This is a genomic window from Pseudomonas sp. S04 (genome assembly GCF_009834545.1).
Classification (GTDB): domain Bacteria; phylum Pseudomonadota; class Gammaproteobacteria; order Pseudomonadales; family Pseudomonadaceae; genus Aquipseudomonas.
The window spans coordinates 2,738,229-2,757,706 of the sequence record NZ_CP019427.1 but is presented as its reverse complement, the minus strand read 5'-3'; the positions used below and the strand labels follow the sequence as shown (position 1 = coordinate 2,757,706).

At 59.9% G+C, this 19,478-nt stretch carries 15 protein-coding genes and 2 pseudogenes; 13 read left to right on the top strand and 4 right to left on the bottom strand.

Going from position 1 to position 19,478, the window contains the following annotated elements; genetic code table 11:
• Positions 1 to 14: 14 nt before the first annotated feature.
• Together PspS04_RS12415 and PspS04_RS12410 are read left to right on the top strand one after the other, a co-directional pair.
• Positions 15 to 3,113 carry an efflux RND transporter permease subunit gene (locus PspS04_RS12415; protein WP_159995570.1) on the top strand — a complete coding sequence of 1,033 codons (3,099 nt, stop codon included), beginning with the start codon at positions 15 to 17 and terminating at the stop codon, positions 3,111 to 3,113.
• A 175-nt stretch (positions 3,114 to 3,288) separates the two neighbouring features.
• Positions 3,289 to 3,933, top strand: a complete 645-nt coding sequence (locus PspS04_RS12410; protein WP_159995568.1) for a DUF1345 domain-containing protein — start codon at positions 3,289 to 3,291, stop codon at positions 3,931 to 3,933.
• On the opposite strand, the gene PspS04_RS12405 is transcribed toward PspS04_RS12410, so the two are convergent.
• Entirely contained in the window at positions 3,930 to 4,754 is an 825-nt protein-coding gene (locus PspS04_RS12405) for a fibronectin type III domain-containing protein (protein WP_159995566.1), read from the bottom strand. The two genes, PspS04_RS12410 and PspS04_RS12405, sit on opposite strands and share 4 nt — an antisense overlap.
• Positions 4,755 to 5,011: 257 nt before the next feature.
• Between PspS04_RS12405 and PspS04_RS12400 the strand changes: the two genes are divergently transcribed.
• The 7 genes from PspS04_RS12400 (at position 5,012) to PspS04_RS12370 (ending at position 11,677) form a co-directional block, all read left to right on the top strand.
• Entirely contained in the window at positions 5,012 to 6,049 is a 1,038-nt protein-coding gene (locus PspS04_RS12400) for a LacI family DNA-binding transcriptional regulator (RefSeq protein WP_159995564.1), read from the top strand.
• A gap of 106 nt (positions 6,050 to 6,155) precedes the next feature.
• Positions 6,156 to 6,938 carry a sugar phosphate isomerase/epimerase family protein gene (locus PspS04_RS12395; RefSeq protein ID WP_159995562.1) on the top strand — a complete coding sequence of 261 codons (783 nt, stop codon included), beginning with the start codon at positions 6,156 to 6,158 and terminating at the stop codon, positions 6,936 to 6,938.
• The gene (locus tag PspS04_RS12390; protein WP_159995560.1) at positions 6,931 to 7,896 is read left to right on the top strand and encodes a sugar kinase; all 966 of its coding nucleotides are present in this window, start codon (positions 6,931 to 6,933) and stop codon (positions 7,894 to 7,896) included. Before PspS04_RS12395 ends, PspS04_RS12390 begins: the two co-directional genes overlap by 8 nt.
• Positions 7,897 to 7,945: 49 nt before the next feature.
• Positions 7,946 to 9,247, top strand: a complete 1,302-nt coding sequence (locus PspS04_RS12385; RefSeq protein ID WP_159995558.1) for an MFS transporter — start codon at positions 7,946 to 7,948, stop codon at positions 9,245 to 9,247.
• A 20-nt stretch (positions 9,248 to 9,267) separates the two neighbouring features.
• Entirely contained in the window at positions 9,268 to 10,260 is a 993-nt protein-coding gene (locus PspS04_RS12380) for a 2-hydroxyacid dehydrogenase (RefSeq protein WP_159995556.1), read from the top strand.
• Between the two features lie 345 nt (positions 10,261 to 10,605).
• Positions 10,606 to 10,890 carry a response regulator transcription factor gene (locus PspS04_RS12375; RefSeq protein WP_095168415.1) on the top strand — a complete coding sequence of 95 codons (285 nt, stop codon included), beginning with the start codon at positions 10,606 to 10,608 and terminating at the stop codon, positions 10,888 to 10,890.
• Positions 10,891 to 10,942: 52 nt separating this feature from the next.
• Positions 10,943 to 11,677 carry a response regulator transcription factor gene (locus PspS04_RS12370; RefSeq protein WP_159995554.1) on the top strand — a complete coding sequence of 245 codons (735 nt, stop codon included), beginning with the start codon at positions 10,943 to 10,945 and terminating at the stop codon, positions 11,675 to 11,677.
• Positions 11,678 to 12,210: 533 nt separating this feature from the next.
• On the opposite strand, the pseudogene PspS04_RS28100 reads toward PspS04_RS12370, so the two are convergent.
• Positions 12,211 to 12,388: pseudogene (locus PspS04_RS28100) on the bottom strand (RHS repeat-associated core domain-containing protein); the annotation flags it as partial.
• Positions 12,384 to 12,494, bottom strand: a pseudogene (locus PspS04_RS12365) (IS5/IS1182 family transposase); the annotation flags it as partial. The pseudogenes PspS04_RS12365 and PspS04_RS28100, both read right to left, overlap by 5 nt.
• 337 nt (positions 12,495 to 12,831) lie before the next feature.
• Between PspS04_RS12365 and PspS04_RS12360 the strand changes: the two are divergent.
• The 4 genes from PspS04_RS12360 (at position 12,832) to PspS04_RS12345 (ending at position 17,937) form a co-directional block, all read left to right on the top strand.
• The gene (locus PspS04_RS12360; RefSeq protein WP_159995552.1) at positions 12,832 to 13,380 is read left to right on the top strand and encodes a fimbrial protein; all 549 of its coding nucleotides are present in this window, start codon (positions 12,832 to 12,834) and stop codon (positions 13,378 to 13,380) included.
• A 94-nt stretch (positions 13,381 to 13,474) separates the two neighbouring features.
• Positions 13,475 to 14,230: a fimbrial biogenesis chaperone gene (locus tag PspS04_RS12355; RefSeq protein WP_159995550.1), complete on the top strand. Its 756-nt coding sequence runs from the start codon at positions 13,475 to 13,477 to the stop codon at positions 14,228 to 14,230.
• A 37-nt stretch (positions 14,231 to 14,267) separates the two neighbouring features.
• Entirely contained in the window at positions 14,268 to 16,781 is a 2,514-nt protein-coding gene (locus tag PspS04_RS12350) for a fimbria/pilus outer membrane usher protein (protein WP_159995548.1), read from the top strand.
• 73 nt (positions 16,782 to 16,854) lie between these two features.
• Positions 16,855 to 17,937 carry a fimbrial protein gene (locus tag PspS04_RS12345; RefSeq protein WP_159995546.1) on the top strand — a complete coding sequence of 361 codons (1,083 nt, stop codon included), beginning with the start codon at positions 16,855 to 16,857 and terminating at the stop codon, positions 17,935 to 17,937.
• A gap of 36 nt (positions 17,938 to 17,973) precedes the next feature.
• On the opposite strand, the gene PspS04_RS12340 is transcribed toward PspS04_RS12345, so the two are convergent.
• Positions 17,974 to 19,470, bottom strand: a complete 1,497-nt coding sequence (locus PspS04_RS12340) for a hypothetical protein (RefSeq protein WP_159995544.1) — start codon at positions 19,468 to 19,470, stop codon at positions 17,974 to 17,976.
• Positions 19,471 to 19,478 lie beyond the last annotated feature (8 nt).

Here is a 19,478-nt window from a genome sequence, read left to right as displayed (position 1 = left end):
AGGACGCAGATTTTATGCCGCATTTCTTTATTGACCGCCCGGTGTTCGCCTGGGTGGTTGCACTGTTCATCCTGTTGGCCGGCGCCCTGGCCATCCCGCAACTGCCGGTGGCCCAGTACCCGGATGTGGCGCCGCCACAGATCGAAATCTACGCGGCGTACCCGGGTGCCTCGGCACAAACCGTCGATGAAAGTGTGGTCAGCCTGATCGAGGAAGAGCTCAACGGCGCCGACCATCTGCTGTATTTCGAATCCCAGAGCAGCCTCGCTTCGGCCACCATCACGGCCACCTTCAAGCCGGGCACCAACCCGGAGCTGGCCCAGGTCGATGTGCAGAACCGCCTCAAAGTGGTGGAGTCGCGCCTGCCGCAAGCAGTGATCCAGCAGGGCTTGTCGGTGGAGAAAGTGTCTTCCGGCTTCCTGCTGATGATCACCTTGACTTCCAGCGACGGCAAGCTCGATGAAGTGGCGCTCAGCGATTACCTGGCGCGCAACGTGATGAACGAGATCAAGCGCCTGGATGGGGTCGGCAAGGCTTCGTTGTACGGCGCTGAACGGGCGATGCGGATCTGGATCGACCCGCAGAAACTGATTGGCTTCAACCTGACCCCGGCCGACGTCAACGCCGCGATCGTCGCGCAGAACGCCCAGGTTTCCGCTGGCAGCATCGGTGATTTGCCGACCCACAACAGCCAGGAAATCACCGCCACCGTGCTGGTCAAGGGGCAATTGTCGACGCCCGAAGAGTTCGCCGACATCGTGCTCAAGGCCAACCCCGACGGCTCCATCGTGCGCATCGGCGATGTGGCGCGGGTCGAGATCGGCAGCCAGGAATACCAGTTCGGCACCCGCCTCAACGGCAAGCCGTCCACCGCGGTCGCCGTGCAGCTGGCACCTGGCGCCAACGCGCTTAACACCGCCACCCTGGTGCGCGAGAAGATGGACGAACTGGCCCGCTACTTCCCGGCTGGCGTCGAATACAAGATCCCCTACGACACCTCGCCCTTCGTCAAAGTCTCGATTACCAAGGTGGTCTACACCCTGGGCGAGGCAATGCTGCTGGTGTTCGCGGTGATGTACCTGTTCCTGCAGAACATCCGCTACACGCTGATCCCGACCCTGGTGGTGCCGGTGGCGCTGATGGGCACCTTCGCGACCATGCTGGCGCTGGGCTTTTCGATCAACGTGCTGACCATGTTCGGCATGGTGCTGGCCATCGGCATCCTGGTGGACGACGCCATCGTGGTGGTGGAGAACGTCGAGCGGATCATGGCCGAAGAAGGCCTGTCGCCCAAGGAAGCGACCCGCAAGGCCATGACCCAGATCACCGGGGCAATCATCGGCATCACCCTGGTGCTGGTGGCGGTGTTTATCCCGATGGCGTTCATGCAAGGTTCGGTGGGGGTGATCTACCAGCAGTTCTCGCTGTCGATGGCCACCTCGATCCTGTTCTCGGCGTTCCTCGCGCTGACCCTGACCCCGGCGCTCTGCGCGACCCTGCTCAAGCCAGTGGCCAAGGGCGAGCTGCATGCCAGGAGCGGATTCTTCGGCTGGTTCAACCGACGTTTCGAGCAGTTCACGGATCGCTACCAAGGCTGGGTGGCCTATGCGCTGAAACGCAGCGGCCGCTACCTGCTGATCTACGGCGTGTTGCTGGTGGCGCTCGGCGTGCTGTTCAGTCGCCTGCCCTCCTCGTTCCTGCCGACCGAAGACCAGGGCTACACCATCACCGACATTCAACTGCCGCCGGGCGCCAGCAAGAACCGCACGGTGCAGGTGGCGCAACAGATCGAGGCGCACAACGCCAGCGAAGCGGGAATCGGCGACAGTACGGTGATTCTCGGCTTCAGCTTCTCCGGCAGTGGGCAGAATGCGGCGCTGGCCTTCACTACCCTCAAGGATTGGTCGCAGCGCGGCAGCGATGACTCGGCGGCCTCGATTGCCGAGCGCGCCAATATCGCCTTCAGCCAGATCAAGGACGCGGTCGCCTACTCGGTGCTGCCGCCGCCAGTCGATGGCCTGGGCACTTCCAGCGGGTTTGAGTTCCGCCTGCAAGACCGTGGCGGCCTGGGGCACAGCGCGTTGATGCAGGCGCGTACGGCCTTGCTGGACGCCGCTGAAAAAAGTCCGATCCTGGCCAATGTGCGCGAAAGCGCCCTGGCTGAAGCGCCGCAAGTGCAATTGATCGTCGACCGCAAGCAGGCCAATGCCTTGGGCGTGTCGTTTGCCGACATCGGCAGCGTATTGTCCACCGCGGTCGGCTCCAGCTACATCAACGACTTCCCCAACCAGGGACGGATGCAGCGGGTGGTGGTGCAGGCCGAGGGTGATCAACGCAGCCAGGTTGAAGATTTGCTGAAGATCCATGTGCGCAACAGCAACGCGAATATGGTCCCGCTGTCGGCCTTCACCCGGGCCGAATGGACCCAGGGGCCGACCCAGTTGACCCGCTACAACGGCTACCCGGCCGTGAGCATTTCCGGTGAGCCGGCCCCTGGCTACAGCACCGGACAAGCCATGGCGGAAATCGAGCGTCTGGTGGCCCAGGGGCCAGCGGGGCTGGGCCAGGAATGGACGGGGCTGTCATTGCAGGAACGCTTGTCGGGCAGCCAGGCGCCGATCCTGCTCGGTTTGTCGTTGCTGATCGTGTTCCTGTGCCTGGCGGCGCTGTACGAAAGCTGGTCGATCCCGACGTCGGTATTGCTGGTGGTGCCGCTGGGAGTACTCGGTGCGGTACTGGCGGTGACCTTGCGCGGCATGCCCAACGACGTGTTCTTCAAGGTCGGCTTGATCACCATCATCGGCCTGTCGGCGAAGAACGCGATCCTGATCATCGAGTTCGCCAAGAGCCTGTACGACGACGGCCACGACCTGCTCGACGCCACCCTGCAAGCCGCGCGCCTGCGCCTGCGGCCGATCATCATGACCTCGCTGGCGTTCATCCTCGGCGTGGTGCCGTTGGCGATTGCCACCGGCGCCAGCTCGGCGAGCCAGCAAGCAATCGGCACTGGCGTGATTGGCGGGATGATCACCGCGACCCTGGCGGTGGTGTTTGTGCCGGTGTTTTTTGTGGTGGTGATGAAGCTGGTGCGCAAGCGAAATAAAATCACCTGACACAACACTGTCCAGTGTGGGTGGTTCTATAGTTGGGGGGAGCCCACAAGCACCTGTGGGAGCGGGCTCGCCCGCGATGGGGCCAGAACATTCGACATCACTGGCGCCTGACACACCGCCATCGCGGACAAGCCTGAACTGGCCTAATGATTCTGGACACTTCAATCGAGCTGCTATGCCCCACCTCCTGCGTACCCACCCTCGCCTCACCGCTGCCGCCCTGCTGGGTGTGGTGGTAGGCATCCTGGTTCCGGCCGATTCTGTGGTCAGCAAAATCCTCATTGGCTGGAATGCCGGCGTCTGGACCTACCTGGCGCTGATGCTGTGGCTCACCGTCCGTTCCCGGGCCGATCAGGTCAAGCGTATCGCTGAGGTCGAGGATGAAAACGCCGGGCTGGTGCTGTTCATCGTCAGCATTGCCGCCATCGCCAGCCTGGTCGCGATCACTGTCGAGTTGGCAGGCACCGGCGATCTCGGCACCTCGCAAAAGCTTGTGCGCTACGGTTTTACCGGGGTGACGGTGATCGGTTCCTGGCTACTGATCGGGATGATTTTCAGCGTGCACTACGCGCGGCTGTTCTACACCTGGGACGGCAAGGAACCGGCGTTGCGCTTCGCCGAGGGCCTGAAACACCCCGACTACTGGGACTTTTTGTACTTCTCCTTCACCATCGGCGTGGCGGTCCAAACCGCCGACGTCGGCGTGGCCACCCGGGACATTCGCAAGATCGTGCTGGCACAATCACTGATCGGCTTTGTGTTCAACACCGCAATACTGGGCTTTTCGATCAATATTGCGGCGGGGTTGGTCGGTAGCTAACGCGCAGCAGTCGTCGTCGCCTGTATGGTGGTCGAGCCCGAACGCTTGCCCAGAGTGTTCACTGCACGCACCGAAAAACTGTAAGTCGTGCCGGGCCTTAAACCTTCAATGCGTCGGTAGGTGTTGCCGGTTGTAGCCAGGTACACCGTATCTACAAAAATCTCATATGCCATACGGGCGTCGCCATAAGAGGGAAGCCATCCGACGCTGATGGTGTCATGGGTGATGGCCGCGATGACCCTGAAGCTACCCGGAGTCGTAGGCCCCCCCAGATCCGGGATTGTTACCATCAGGGGATCGGAATCGGCATGGTTTCCATCGGGATCTTGCGCCCGCACCATGAAAATATAAGTCGTCGCATCGTTCAGATCGGCGACCGCATAACGAGTACTATCTGTATTTCCGATCAGCTTCCCGTCGCAGAAAATCTGATACCCCACCACCCCACCATTGTCGACCGACGCCACCCACGCCAAGTCGACCCTGTTACCAACCACGCTTTCAGTGCGTAACTCCGTTGGCTTACTCGGTGGCGTCCGATCCGGCACATACCGCCCTATGCGAGCCCGACTCGGGTTGGAGCGGATGTTGCCCGCCGCCTTGGCATAGAGATAAAAAAAGTACTCCTGATTAGGGTTCAATCCGTTGATGACGCACGGTGGTCGGCTCACGGTAATGGTGGCAATCCCCTCGGCCATGACCTCATAACCCGAGGCGTTATACGGGCAATAGACGCACCGGGTGTAGGGCTCATCCCACGTCAGGAGCGCGGTTGTCGCGCTGGTTCTTTCTCCTCGAATTCCACCGGGACTGCAAATCATGATTGAAGCTCCTGCGCACGTTAACCTTGCGTCACACAGTGTCAGGCGAAACCAACCTGTCGCGCACCTGACAGATCTGCCAGTTGCCTTTGTGCCCACGTCGTGATCCGGACGATGGCGCACGCGCTTGATCAACTTTTTTCGATACGGGCATTTTCGAGCTTGACGGCCCAAGGGCTTTTGGTATCTTCTGAAACCGGTTTCAACGATAGTTAACCTACGCTGCTGCCGATAATTCCAAAAATAAGGTCGTCGCCGTGAACAGTTTTTCCGCCGCCCAACGCAGCCGCGTGACCATGCTCGATGTCGCCGAACGTGCCGGGGTGTCCAAAGCCAGCGTGTCGCGTTTTATCGGCGAGGACCGCGCTCTGCTGTCAGATGCCATCGCCTTGCGCATCGCACAGGCGATCGACGAGCTGGGTTATCGCCCGAATCAGATGGCTCGCGGTCTGAAACGCGGGCGCACCCGCCTGATCGGCATGCTGGTGGCCGATATCCGCAACCCCTATTCGATTGCCGTGATGCATGGCGTGGAGACCGCCTGCCGCCAGCACGGCTACAGCCTGGTGGTGTGCAACACCGACCGCGATGACGAGCAGGAAAGCCAGCACCTGGCAGCGTTGCGCTCGTACAACATCGAAGGCCTGATCGTGAATACCCTCGGCCATCATCCAGAACAACTGCGTGAGCTGCACCGGGAAATGCCCATGGTGCTGGTGGATCGCAAGGTCGAGCAGCTGCACAGCGACCTGGTCGGCCTGGACAACCCCGCTGCCGTCCACACCGCCCTGAGCCATCTGCAGGAGCAGGGTTATCGCCAGGTGCTGCTGGTCAGCGAGCCCTATGACGGCACCAGCTCGCGGATCGAGCGGGTCAGCAGCTTCACCGCGCAAATCGCCCAACGCCCGGCCTTGTCGGGGGCGGTGGTGGAGACCGGCAGCGAGCTGACTGCACGTATCCAGGCCTTCCTCACTGACGCCCCTGATGTGCCTAAAGCCCTGTTCTGTGCCAACGGCATTGCCGCCCTGGCGGCGACCCGTGCGCTGCGTGAACTTAGGTGCGACTTGTTCGCCGACGTCGGCCTGATCGCCCTCGATGATCTGGACTGGTACCCGCTGGTGGGCAGCGGCATCACTGCCCTCGCCCAGCCGACCGAAGCCATTGGCGCCAGTGCGTTCGACTGCCTGCTCAAGCGCTTGCGCGGCGACGATGGGCCCGTGCGAACCCTGGATTACCCGGCGCAATTGATTGTGCGCGGGTCGACGCACCCACGATCCTCCAGCACTAACGGCTAATCCGCACAGGCACTTGCTAGGCAACCAAACGCAGCCTGCGCAGTTGCTACAGATGTGTGCAGATTTTTTTGAACAAAAATGAAACCGGTTTCAGAGGTCAATAACAATGAGTAAATCACCTGTTTCCATCAGCTTGTCCAGCTACGGCGCCGACCTGGTTCGCCAGGTTGGCCAACTGGCATTCGTCGAGATCCTGGCCAGGGCCGGGGCCCAGCGGATCGAGTGGCGCGAAGAATTGCTGACCAGCGAGGACCCGCGGGAACTGACCCACGCCATCGAACAACAGGGGCTTGAGGCGGTATTTTCCTCGCCGCTGGAATTGTGGGTGGCCGGTCGCTCGCAGCCCACCCCATTGCTGGCAGCGACCCTCAAGCGCGCCGCGAGCTTCGGTGCCCGGTGGCTCAAGGTGTCGCTGGGTTACTTCACCGACAACAACGACCTGCACAGCCTGGCCGCGTGCCTGGCCGAGCATTCGGTGCAGTTGCTGGTGGAAAACGACCAGACCCTGCACGGCGGACGCATCGAGCCGTTCCAGCGTTTTTTCGCGCAGGTGGAGCAACACGCGTTGCCGGTGCGGATGACCTTCGATATCGGCAACTGGTCATGGCAGGACCAGAGCGCCGCCACCGCGGCGCGTCTGTTGGGCCGGCATGTCGCCTATGTGCATTGCAAGGCGGTGACCCGTCGTTCCGACAGCAAGCTGGTGGCGATCCCGCCGGCCGCCGACGACCTGCTGCAGTGGGAACAGATGCTGCAGCACATGGCACCGGGCATCTCGCGTGCCGCCGAATACCCATTGCAGGCCGATGACCTGCAGCAACTGACCACCGAGCACGTGGCCGTCCTCGCCCGCCTGGGTCAACCACGCCTGGAGCAGGCCCATGTCTGAAGTCGATATCCTGTCGTTTGGCGAAACCATGGCCATGCTGGTCGCCGAGCAGACCGGTGATCTGGCGCAGGTCGCGAACTTTCACAAACGCATTGCCGGGGCCGACAGCAATGTCGCCATCGGTCTGTCGCGATTGGGCTTCAAGGTGGCCTGGCTGAGCCGGGTCGGCGCTGACTCCCTGGGGCGCTTTGTCCTCGACGCTTTGCAACGTGAAGGCCTGGACTGCTCCCATGTCGAGGTCGATCCGTTGCACCCAACCGGTTTTCAATTCAAGTCCCGCGAGGAAGCCGGCGCCGATCCCCAGGTGGAGTACTTCCGTCGGGGTTCGGCCGCCAGTCATCTGTCGACCCAGGCGATCCAGCCGCAGTTGCTGCAAGCCCGGCACCTGCATGCCACCGGCATTCCGCCTGCGCTGTCGGCCACGGCCCGCGAGCTGTCTTTGCAACTGATGACGCAAATGCGCGCCGCCGGCCGCACCGTGTCGTTCGACCCCAACCTGCGCCCGGCGCTGTGGGCCAGCGAGCAGCAGATGATCACCGAGATCAACCGCCTCGCCGCCCTCGCCCATTGGGTGTTGCCGGGCTTGGGCGAAGGCCGCCTGCTGACTGGTTTCGACGACCCGGCGGACATTGCCGCGTTCTACCTGGATCAAGGCGCCCAGGTCGTGGCGATCAAGCTCGGCGCCCACGGTGCCTACTACCGCACGGCGCTGGACCAGGGCTTTGTCGCCGCCGTGCCGGTGGCGCAGGTGGTCGATACCGTCGGCGCCGGCGATGGTTTTGCCGTCGGCCTGATCAGCGCATTGCTCGAATGCCACAGCGTCAACGACGCGGTGCGACGCGCCAACTGGATTGGTAGCCGCGCGGTGCAGAGCCGTGGCGACATGGAGGGTTTGCCGACCCGCTCCGAAATGGTCACCGAATTTGAGGCCGCCATCGCGAGCAAGCCCAGTCACTGAAGATTCCGATACCTGCTGCGACAAAAACAACAAGCTCAGGAGCACTGCCATGCAAACGCCCAAACTCGCCACCCGCCGCTGGTGGTACATCATGCCCATCGTGTTCATCACCTATAGCCTGGCGTATCTGGACCGCGCCAACTATGGCTTCGCCGCCGCCTCCGGAATGGCCGCCGACCTGATGATCACCCCGGGGTTGTCGTCGTTGCTCGGCGCCCTGTTCTTCCTCGGTTACTTTTTCTTCCAGATCCCCGGCGCGATCTACGCGCAGAAAAACAGCGTGAAGAAGCTGATTTTCGTCAGCCTGATCCTCTGGGGCAGCCTGGCGACCTTGACCGGAGTCGTCTCCAACGCCTACTGGCTGATCGTCATCCGCTTCATGCTCGGGGTGGTCGAGGCCGCCGTGATGCCAGCGATGCTGGTGTACCTGTGCCACTGGTTCACCCGCGCCGAACGCTCGCGCGCCAACACCTTCCTGATCCTCGGCAACCCGGTGACCATGCTCTGGATGTCGGTGGTCTCCGGTTACCTGGTGCAGCACTACAGCTGGCGCTGGATGTTCATCATCGAAGGCCTGCCGGCGGTGCTCTGGGCGTTTATCTGGTGGCGCCTGGCCGATGATCGTCCGTCCCAGGCCAAGTGGCTCAACGACCAGGAAAAACACGACCTGGAAAGCGCCCTGGCCGCCGAACAGGTGGGCATCAAGGCGGTGAAAAACTACGCCGAAGCCTTCCGTTCGCCAAAAGTGATCATCCTCGCCCTGCAGTTCTTTTGCTGGAGCATTGGGGTCTACGGCTTCGTATTGTGGCTGCCGTCGATCCTCAAGCAAGGCGCGCAGATGGACATGATCGAAGCCGGCTGGCTGTCTGCCCTGCCGTATCTGGCGGCGGTGATCGGCATGCTGCTGGTGTCCTGGGGCTCGGACAAACTGCAAAAGCGCAAACGTTTCGTCTGGCCACCGCTGCTGATTGCCTCGGTGGCGTTCTACGGCTCCTACGCCCTCGGCGCCGAACACTTCTGGTGGTCCTACACCTTGCTGGTGATTGCCGGCGCGTGCATGTACGCGCCCTACGGACCCTTTTTCGCCATCGTCCCGGAAATCCTCCCGGCCAACGTCGCTGGTGGTGCCATGGCGTTGATCAACAGCATGGGCGCGCTGGGTTCGTTCGGCGGCTCTTATCTGGTCGGCTACCTGAACAGCTCCACTGGCTCGCCCGGCGCTTCGTACCTGTTGATGAGCGGTGCGTTGCTGCTGTCGGTGCTGTTGACCCTCTGCCTCAAGCCCGGCGCCAGCGACCGCGCGCCATCCAAGCAGACCGCGAACCAACCGCTGCTGGCGACCCACTCCTGAATTGAATGGAAGGTATACCCATGAACAAGCACATCGTGCTCTACAAAAAACTGTCGCCCGCGCTGATGATCCGCTTGCAGGAACGGGCACAGGTGACCCTGATCGACACGCTCGACAGCGACGGCCTGCAGCGCCTGCGCGCAGCCCTGCCGAGTGCCCACGGCCTGTTGGGCGCCAGCCTGCGCCTGGACGCCGAACTGCTGGACCTGGCACCCCGACTGGAAGCCGTCTCCAGTGTCTCGGTGGGAGTCGACAACTACGACATCGACTACCTGAGCGGCCGCAATATCCTGCTCAGCAACACCCCGGACGTGTTGACCGAAACCACCGCCGATACCGGTTTCGCGCTGATCCTGGCCACGGCGCGGCGGGTGGTGGAGCTCGCCAATCTGGTCCGCGCCGGACAATGGAACCACAACATCGGGCCGCTGCATTTTGGCAGCGACGTGCACGGCAAGACCCTCGGCATCATCGGCATGGGGCGAATCGGCGAGGCACTGGCGCAACGCGGGCATTTCGGCTTTGGCATGCCGATCATCTATCACAGTAACAACCCGAAACCGGCGGTGGAGAAACGCTTCAATGCCCAATACCGCAGCCTGTCGCAGCTGTTGCAGCAAGCCGACTTCATCTGCCTGACCCTGCCCCTGACCGCCCAGACCCAAGGCCTGATCGGTGCCGAAGAGTTTGCCCTGATGCGCCCCGAGAGTATTTTCATCAATATTTCCCGGGGCAAGGTGGTCGACGAAAACGCCATGATCGCAGCCCTGCAGCAGCGGCAGATTCGCGCCGCCGGTCTGGATGTATTCGAGCGTGAACCGCTGCAGCACGATTCACCGTTGCTGCATTTGGACAATGTGGTGGCGACCCCACATATCGGCTCGGCCACCCATGAAACGCGTGAAGCGATGGCGCGATGCGCGGTGGACAACTTGCTGGCGGCGCTGGCGGGTGAGCGGCCAGCAAATCTGGTGAACGAGGTGGTATGGCGCCAGAGGCTGGAAAGGGTCTGAGATCGGGCGCGCTTCGACCGATCGCTCCAAGCGTTGAAAATGTGATGAACGGCAGATCCGCAAGGGTCTGCCCCGTACAAGGGCTCGCGAGGGCCTAGAATCGGACCAAACCAGAGAATCCACCTACACAATTTTGAGAAACAACAGACAGAAATTTCTCACTCCCCTGCATTAAGGTGCAGCACCTGTTAGTTCTTACAGGTTTCAAGGCGTTGGATCCGCGTTATAACTGAGCCGAACCTACAGCGCCCTGAGCGGCGTCTGTCAGCAGGACGCAGGAACCACGCCCAGATTCAGGAAGGATCCTTCGCCCACCTCATTGATTGATAAATGGGAGTGCCTGTCATGAACCATTCAGCCCCAATCGCCATTCGCGCTCGCAACCTCCAGCCCGGGCTTGAGCGGCAAGCAACCGGACAGCCGTTGGGTATCACGCTGACCAACCGAGAAAAAGAAGTGCTGCTATGGAGTGCCAGAGGCAAGTCGTCCTGGGAAATCGGCCAGATCGTCAATTGCAGCGAATCCGGGGTGAATTATCACTTTGGCAATATCCGCCGGAAATTCGGCGTCAGTTCACGCTGGACCGCAGTGTTCAAGGCACTGGAGCAAGGTTTGATTCAACTGTCTTGAACCTGGCTGACTGCGGTGTACGGCGCGCCGTTGGCCCCTGTCGAGACACCGCATGAACCCTGCGCAATCGTTGTCCCAAACTGCCCCAAACCGCTGCGGTGAGACACCTGAAACACCTGTACAGCGCACACTGAACACACCACGCATCATTCTCGCCGACGACCATCCCGTGGTGCTGATGGGCGCTGAAATGGCCCTGTGCCACCCCTCCAGCCAGGGGTTCGCGGTTGTCGCCCAGGCCAACAGCGCCGATGAGCTGATTGACCGCCTGCAACGCACACCCTGTGACATCCTGATCAGCGACTACGCAATGCCCTATGGGGACTTTCCCGATGGCCTGGCGTTGATGGGTTATGTGAGACGCCACTTCGGACATGTGCGCTTGGTCGTCATGACCATGCTGCGCAATCCGTCCCTATTGCAGGCGTTGCTCAACCAGGGCGCCTGCGCACTGTTCGATAAACGTAGCCCGTTGAGTGAACTCAGGCACGCGGTACAGAGCGTGGCCAGGGGGCGTCGCCATCTCTGCCCGACGTTCGCCAGGATCCTCGAGGCCCAGGCCTTGCCAACCGACAGTACCGAAGCACCGCTGGTGAGCCTGTCCGAACGGGAGCTGGAAGTGGTGCGCTTGTTTGTTCAAGGCCTGTCCGGCCGGCAGATCGCCGCACATCTGAACCGCAGCGAAAAAACCATCAGCCGACAAAAACGCACCGCCATGGACAAGTTGGGACTTGTGCATGACGGTGGGTTGGTGGAGTTTGCGCGGGTGAGTGGGCTGAAGGGCTAGTGGGCTACTCCCTGCCCACTCCACTTCGGACCCAAGGCAGCGCAATTGCGTTAGAACAAGACATCGCGTCGTAAAACAACCATTTTATTATGAAGATCCGGGTCCAAAAGACTTCTAGGATCAACATCTATTTTTCTTTGGTTCGGTACTGCATCGCCAGAGGGCTTAAAAGCTGTTTTATTTGCATCATATACAGCCTCGGTGTGTTTTTTCTTGACCCCCAAAGTGACATCCCCCCCTCAATCTTTTTTCTCTCTTGCACCAATTTTTTTCGTTTATCTGCTGCTTGCTGGATTTTTTGCGACTTCGGATTCTTTTTTGTCCTTTGATCCAAACCTCAATATTGGCCCGATACCCTTTCTCCGTTAAATCATTCACCCACTTGGATACATTCTTTTCTCCCGAACTCTGTGCCGGACCAGCAGACCCTCCTATTTGGGTGCTTTTATCCATAGTATTTTTTGTGCGACACCACTAGTTGGGCTTCTCCGAAAAGGCGCTGAAATACGCCGTCACAGAGCTGAATACCAACTATGTCCATCCAGATCCACATTGCCCATTGGATTCCCCCCACAAAACACATAGGCATTAAGCCCCCCCCGCCCCAAACGGACTCCAACTATCCGGGCAATGAAACCGCATCAAACCCGGGCTGTACGCGCGATAACCATTGCCCAACAGATACACGCCGTTTTGCGTTTCCCGTACCTTTTTGGGTCTGATGCATCTCAGGATCACGCTTGCCTTCCTCGTTCTTGGTTGAGCTGGGAGCATGAATGATCGTGGCATCGGCGATGGTGCCCTGGCGCAGGGACAAAGTCGGAAGCTCATCTGGCTCATGCATTGCTCGGGTCAGGCAGTGCGGTCGTATATCAGCACATTTGAGGACTTATTCGGAGCGTCCCTAGAACGGGTACAAACTTCTTTGTCAGCCCTCAATCGACTTCAGCCATGGGTCAACACCATTCGCAATCACTTACACAAGCAGCCCCAGACTGAGAGTTCTCTCATATTCACCCTCCTCCGCGCTTTCTAGAATCGCCCCCCATCGAGACACCCGGTGTTCCTCACACCTCACTTCTCAAACAGCGATGCCACGGCATTGTCTCGACCCTTCAACGCCGGGCGCCATTTGACCTAAAAGGATTTACACATTGAAAAAGTCTCTACTCGCACTTTCGTTAGGCCTGACTGCCGGTTTGATCGGCACTTCGGTATTCGCCAACACCGGTACCATCAAGTTCGAGGGCAAGATCACCAGCAGTACCTGCCCGATTCAAATCGTCAACCCGGAAGATGGCCAGGTCGGCGACCTGGTGAAAATGGGCAGTGTCGATTCCAGTCGCTTTACCGCCGCGGGCCAGGAGCATGGCGGTAAACGTTTTGCGCTTCGCGTCAGCGGCGATCCAGGCTGCAACATCACAGCTGGCAGCGTGGCCAATACCACCTTTAACGGTACCGCCGACCCAACCGGCTCCTATTTTGCGGTAACGCCGGGACTGGACGGCGCGAAAAACGTGGTCATTTCCCTAAGGGACAAACTCGGTGCCTCGATCGCACCAGGGGCCGCCTCGGCCGACTATGACCTGAACGTCGGCACAACGACCGACCTGGAGTTCAACGCCTACTACCGGTCGACCGCCGCCGCTGTCACTGCTGGCGCGGCTTCGGCCGATGTCCAGTTCATTGTCGCCATCAACTGATACCCGCTCCCGGCCCCTTGCTCACGGTCGTGAACAAGGGGCTGCTCACGACAGTCCAGGTCTGCAGTTTCTCCTGGGCAAAAGGTAAAGACCTATGTTCGGCTTGATCAAGCAGGCGGCCACTTCCCGCCCGACCCTTGCTGCCTGCATGACTGCGCTCATGCTTACATCCTACCTGCCAGCCAGCCAGGCAGCCTTGACGCTCAATGGTACCCGCGTGGTATTCGACAGCGACAAGCGCAGTGTTTCACTGATCGTCGCCAACCCCAGCGACCGGACTTTCGCGGTACAAACCTGGGTCAACACGGCCGCCGATGATACGACCACTGCGGTGCCATTCATCCCTTCCCCCCCCTTGTTCCGTCTCAATCCAGGCAAAGAGCAGCACATCCAGATCAATGGACTGCCCAATACGCTGCCCACGGATCGAGAGTCGTTGTTTTACTTCAATGTTCAGGAAATCCCCCAGGCCAATGCCAACGAAGGCAATGTCCTGAACATCGCGTTGCGCACTCGCATCAAACTGTTTTATCGGCCTGCCCAACTCAAGGACAACCCCGTCACAAGCCTGAAGGAACTGCAGTGGTCGATCGAACTGGCCAACGGTAAACCGCAATTGCGGGTGAACAACCCAACACCTTTCCATGTGTCCTTCGCCCGCATCGAAGTGAAGGGCAATGGCCAGCAGCTTGCCCTGCATAACGCCGAAATGCTCGCTCCCTTGTCCAGTCAGACCTATGCACTGGACGGCATCAAGCCGCAAGCAGGATTGCAGGTGGAGTTCTCGGCCATCAACGACTACGGCGGCTACACCCTGGCGTTGACCCTGCCGATTCAGACGGCCCCTTGAAACAGTGCCGACTGTGTTCACGGCCAGGAATATACCCATGACTCTATTGCCCGGGCGCCCATGGGCGCCTTTTCGACTCCGCCTTGCCCATTTGTTCGTGACCGGCGTAAGCGGTGCCGCCCTGGTTGAAACCCGGCTCGTTATGGCGGCGCCCACCGTGGAATTTCAATCCAGTTTCATGCGCCAGAGCGCAGACCATGCCAGCGACGCGGGGGTGTTGGCCCTCAGTGCGCTGACCCAAGGTAACGATGTGGGACCCGGACGCTATCAGGTCGATATACAGGTCAATCAGGTGTATTTCGGCCAGCGTGAAATCGAGTTCGTGCTCAGCCCCGAAGATGATCGACTGCTGCCTTGCCTGTCCGCCGACCTGTTGAGTCAGATGGGCGTGCGACTCGACAGCCTGGCGGAGCCTGCACTCACGCAGTCCAGCTGTGTCGATCTGTTGGCGCTGATCCCGGGGGCCACCCTCGAATTCGATAGCAGCAAGCTGCTGCTGAACCTTTCCATTCCACAAATCGCCATGCGTCGCGATGTGCTCGGTCAAGTCGACCCCGAGCGCTGGGACCACGGCATCAATGCCGCCTTTGTCAGCTACCAGGCGTCCACGCAGCAGGGCAGCAACCGCTATCGCGGACGCCAGAACAGCGATGACCTGTACCTCAACAGCGGGATCAACCTGGGCGCCTGGCGCTTGCGCAGTAACCAGTCACTGCGCCAGGACGCAGAGGGCGATCGTCAATGGACCAGTGCTTATACCTATGCCCAGCGCGACCTGCCGGGTACTCAGGCCAATCTGACGCTGGGTGAAACATTCACCAGCGGCGATGTATTCAGAAGCCTGCCGATCAGGGGCGCGCTCATTGCCACCGACCTTGGCATGCTGCCCGATGTTCTGCAGGCCTATGCACCGATTGTCCGTGGCGTCGCGCAAACCCGAGCGAAACTCGAAATTTTCCAGAACGGTTACCCGATCTACTCCACTTATGTCAGTGCTGGCCCATACGAGATCGACGACCTGAGCACCAACGGTGGCAGCGGTGAACTGGACATCGTCCTGACCGAGGCTGACGGCCAGGTCCGGCGATTTAGCCAATCCTTCGCCACCCTCAGTAATCTGTTGCGTGAGGGGGTATGGCGTTACAGCGCCGCCTTGGGTCGCTACAACGGCGCACATGGGCTTGAGGATCCCCTGCTCTGGCAGGGCACCCTGGCTGCCGGCACCGCGTGGAACTCAACCTTGTACGGTGGCCTGATCGCCAGTGACTTCTACCGCGCCGGCAACATGGGAGCGTCCAAGGATCTAGGCCCCTTCGGTGCGTTGTCCCTGGACCTGACCCACTCCAGCGCCGACATCGATAGTCGGGACACCCAGAGCCTGCAAGGCATGAGCTACGCACTGAAGTACGGCAAGTCGTTTGCCACTAACACCAATCTGCGCTTCGCCGGCTATCGCTACTCCACCGAAGGCTATCGCGACTTCGATGAAGCCGTCCGCCAACGCAGCCACGACTCGAGCTGGCACGGCAGTCGACGCAGCCGATTGGAGGCTTCGGTCTACCAGAATATCGGCGCGCGCAGTTCGTTGAGCTTGACAATGTCTCATCAGGACTACTGGCAAAACAGCGAAGTGCAGCGTCAATTCCAGTTCAACGTCAGTACTCACTACAAAGGCGTGGGATACAACCTGTTTGCGTCGCAATCGTTGAACGACACGCGTGGTAATGATCGACAACTTGGCCTGAGCATGACCATGCCCCTGGATTTCGGGCACTCGGCCAACGCGACCTTCGATATCCAGAAGAGCGGCGAGCATTTCAGTCAACGCGCGAGCATGAGCGGCAACGTCGATGAAACTCGGCTGAATTATCAGGCGTCTGTCAGCAACGATAACCACAAGCAGCGAACGGGGGCGCTTTCTCTCGGTTATCAGGCGGCCTTCGGCACCGTCGGCGCAGGACTTACCCAAGGCAACGACTACCGCAACCTGTCACTCAACGCCAACGGAGCACTACTGCTGCATGCCGGCGGCATTGAGTTGGGGCCTTATCTGGGGGAAACCACGGCCCTGGTGGAAGTTCCGAACATTGCCGGCGTCGGCATACAGAATGCCACTGGCGTAAAGACTAATGAGCGCGGCTATGCGTTGGCGCCTTACCTGCGACCGTACCGGGTCAATCATGTGGTGCTGAAAACCGACGACCTGGGTCCCGAGGTGGAAATCGACAACGCCACGACCCAGCTCGTGCCTCGACGCGGCGCTGTGGTCAAGGCGACATTCCCTGCCCGCTCCGTCACCCGTCTGGTTATCACCGCCCGAACCGCAACGGGCCAACCGCTCCCCTTCGGTGCACAGCTGAGCAATACCGAACACGGCGTAATCGGCGTTGTCGGTCAAGCCGGCCAGGTCATGCTGTCAACTGGCATAGAGCCACAAATACTCGATGTGCACTGGGGAGAACAGGCCGAGCCGCAATGTCAGTTGCTCATCGACCCCCAGGCCATGGATCAAGCGCAAGGCTACCGCTTGCAGGAGCTGACATGTCGGTGACTGCGACCACGCCTGAGCACTCAAGAAAAGCCGTAGCCGTCTACACCCATCCGGCCCATTTCGGAGAGACCACATGAAACCATCCATCCGCTGCCTGACCACCGCCCTGGGGCTGGTCGCCAGCTGTCAGGCGCCGTGGGTCATGGCAAGCGCCACCAATACATGCGAATGGCGGACCGGCAGCGGGCCCATGACATTTACCCAGGATATGGGCAGCGTCTACGTTCCGCGGGACGCGCCTGTTGGAAGCGTCATTGGCAGGGAACGACAGTTCAAAAGAACCAACAATAATGAGGGGCTCGCCATAATCTGTGACAACGATGGCAATGCAAGGCTGACGTTTGATGCCCAAAGTACCGCGCCCCCCCTGAATGGGGTACTCAATGGCATACCGGGGTTCACCGTCAGGCAGACCAATATCCCGGGGGTGGGTGTGCTGACGTCGCTGGGTTTCCCGTTCGATGGTTCGGCTTCCAACGCATTCACCCCCGACCATGGAGACACCACGGTTCCCTTCAGTGCACATCACCAGCAGGGCATGGGATCGGCACAGATGAACTTTGCCGTCCTGGAAAGCCACATCACCCTGATAAAAACCGGGCCGATCGCTCCCGGGCCACAGACATTCGACGGAACTGAGTTGTTCAGCGGCAGATTCTCGGGAATCCCCGGCAAGGCCTTCGGTGCCGGACTTAGCGGTACCGTGATACAAGCCCATTGTGGCAGCAACACCGTCAGCGCCGATCCGGTACAACTCGGAGACTGGGACCAGAAGGACTTTACCCATACCGGCTACGCCACCGCCGCAATTCCTTTCAGCATCACCCTCAGCGACTGCGAAGCGGATGGCTCGAATGTCAATATCGCTACGGCCAACATCCGCTTCGAGGACGCCAGTGCGCTCCCCTTCGTGGTGTCGGCTCCTGGCGTCTTCGGCCTGACGCCTGATTCCACCGCCAAGGGTATCGGGATACAGATCCTGAAAAGCGATGGTTCAACGCCGGTGGAACTCAATACAGAAGTTCCACTCAGGCCCATCAGCGCGAGCGGGACTGTTCTGGACTTCACCGCGCGCTTCTACCAGACCGATCCGAGCATCGACGTTCACCCCGGCATTGCCAAGGGTGCCCTGAATTTCACGCTCACGTACAGATAGCCAGACCCAGCCCTTTAGCCAGGGCTGGCGAGCGTCTCAATCAATCAGTGTCAGCTTTAACTCCGGGAAGTTGGGAGCTAATAGAGAAGGCCAAGTCCGCCCGCCATCAAAACTCACGTAAACCTTACCTGTCAGGTATTGGTTACGCCGTAATGTATTGAGAAATGTTTTCGGTACTCGGACCTGATTACCCTGGCCGATCCCGCCGATGACTTCCTGTGCCGTGACCGCACGCTTGGGGATCACGGGAAAAACAGAGTCCCGTCCATTGGCGTCCATACCCGTCATCGTAATCATGAGCCAATGGTCGATTGTCATTAAGGGCCATGTCGTCATCTTGAGAATTGCGCCTTCAGGTGCAACGGTCCGGTAACTCAAGTTACCACCGCTGAGCCCATTGCATTGAACCGTCGGCAATCGGTTCACGGGTAGGGTTTGAACCTGCAGTTTGCGCGGTACAGAGGGTATTTCATTACCATCCTCATCAATGACGTAGTATCGCACCCACAGGGTTCTACCTATATGGGCAGCCACCGGCCGCATGGGAATCTGATAGCGCCGTTGCCCTGGACTGATAGGCTGGTCAACCCGATGCGCACCTACCTGGCCGGGCTCCCCCCATTGCACCCAAGCCCGCTCTGGTGGGTAGATAACCGCAGTTTGCGGAATCTCGACAACGACTCCGGAACTTGCCTGCAAGGGGTCCAGTACCTGTTGCTCACCCGCCCCCGTTGCCTTGTCAGTTGAAGGCCAGGGCAATAAACGCGGAATCGGTGTTGCGGCGACATCCAGTTCGACATAGTCGGAATATGCACTTGGATTACCCGCACGATCCAATACCCGGTAACTCACAGAGCGCAAGCCATCCCCACGCCCGCGAATCAATTCGCCAGGAATACTGAGCACTAGCAGGTCGGTGTAGTTTTGCTCGTCCAGCTCGAGAAAACCACCCTCGTCCAGATCCCCGGGACTGCGCCCCCAATACCAGACAATACGATCCCCTGGCGCTGGCGTTGTGAAAACCGGGACAGTGACCTGGAGTCGATCCTCGTTGCGATCAAGGTAATAGGCCGTGAGTTGACTGGGCGGGAGAACAGCACTCGGTATGCTCAACCTGCTGTCTGGGCTGGCCAACAGCGGCGCACGAATGTCGACGGTAATAATCTCGGTGTCCGATGGATCTGGATTATCTGGATCACCGGACCAGTTCAGCGCCTCGTAATGCAAAACCCGCACACCGTGAACATTCAGCACTTTGTCGAGAGGAATCTCGACGAACAAATCACTGCTTTCGATAGGCCCTGCGGTCCACACTTTGTATGCAACTTCAGCACCGTCCAGAAACATCCGTACGCTTTCCGGAAACGCAATCGAGGGCAAGGAGTTCTTCCAGAGGGGGAAAATGACCTTCAAGTGCTGACGCCCAGGATCAACGGGAACAAGATTCTTTTCCCCGCCCTCTATGTCTGGAAGCACATCCGGCACGCTGGGGGCGCCAAGTTTTTCCTCTGCATCAGATCTGGATCCGGACATTGTCGCTC

Coding starts and splice junctions, on each gene's coding strand:
- PspS04_RS12395 (WP_159995562.1), top strand. CDS start 6,156: ATGAGTAAATCACCTGTTTCCATCAGCTTGTCCAGCTACGGCGCCGAC.
- PspS04_RS12410 (WP_159995568.1), top strand. CDS start 3,289: ATGCCCCACCTCCTGCGTACCCACCCTCGCCTCACCGCTGCCGCCCTG.
- PspS04_RS12375 (WP_095168415.1), top strand. CDS start 10,606: ATGAACCATTCAGCCCCAATCGCCATTCGCGCTCGCAACCTCCAGCCC.
- PspS04_RS12370 (WP_159995554.1), top strand. CDS start 10,943: ATGAACCCTGCGCAATCGTTGTCCCAAACTGCCCCAAACCGCTGCGGT.
- PspS04_RS12415 (WP_159995570.1), top strand. CDS start 15: ATGCCGCATTTCTTTATTGACCGCCCGGTGTTCGCCTGGGTGGTTGCA.
- PspS04_RS12340 (WP_159995544.1), bottom strand. CDS start 19,470: ATGTCCGGATCCAGATCTGATGCAGAGGAAAAACTTGGCGCCCCCAGC.
- PspS04_RS12350 (WP_159995548.1), top strand. CDS start 14,268: ATGACTCTATTGCCCGGGCGCCCATGGGCGCCTTTTCGACTCCGCCTT.
- PspS04_RS12385 (WP_159995558.1), top strand. CDS start 7,946: ATGCAAACGCCCAAACTCGCCACCCGCCGCTGGTGGTACATCATGCCC.
- PspS04_RS12390 (WP_159995560.1), top strand. CDS start 6,931: ATGTCTGAAGTCGATATCCTGTCGTTTGGCGAAACCATGGCCATGCTG.
- PspS04_RS12355 (WP_159995550.1), top strand. CDS start 13,475: ATGTTCGGCTTGATCAAGCAGGCGGCCACTTCCCGCCCGACCCTTGCT.
- PspS04_RS12345 (WP_159995546.1), top strand. CDS start 16,855: ATGAAACCATCCATCCGCTGCCTGACCACCGCCCTGGGGCTGGTCGCC.
- PspS04_RS12380 (WP_159995556.1), top strand. CDS start 9,268: ATGAACAAGCACATCGTGCTCTACAAAAAACTGTCGCCCGCGCTGATG.
- PspS04_RS12405 (WP_159995566.1), bottom strand. CDS start 4,754: ATGATTTGCAGTCCCGGTGGAATTCGAGGAGAAAGAACCAGCGCGACA.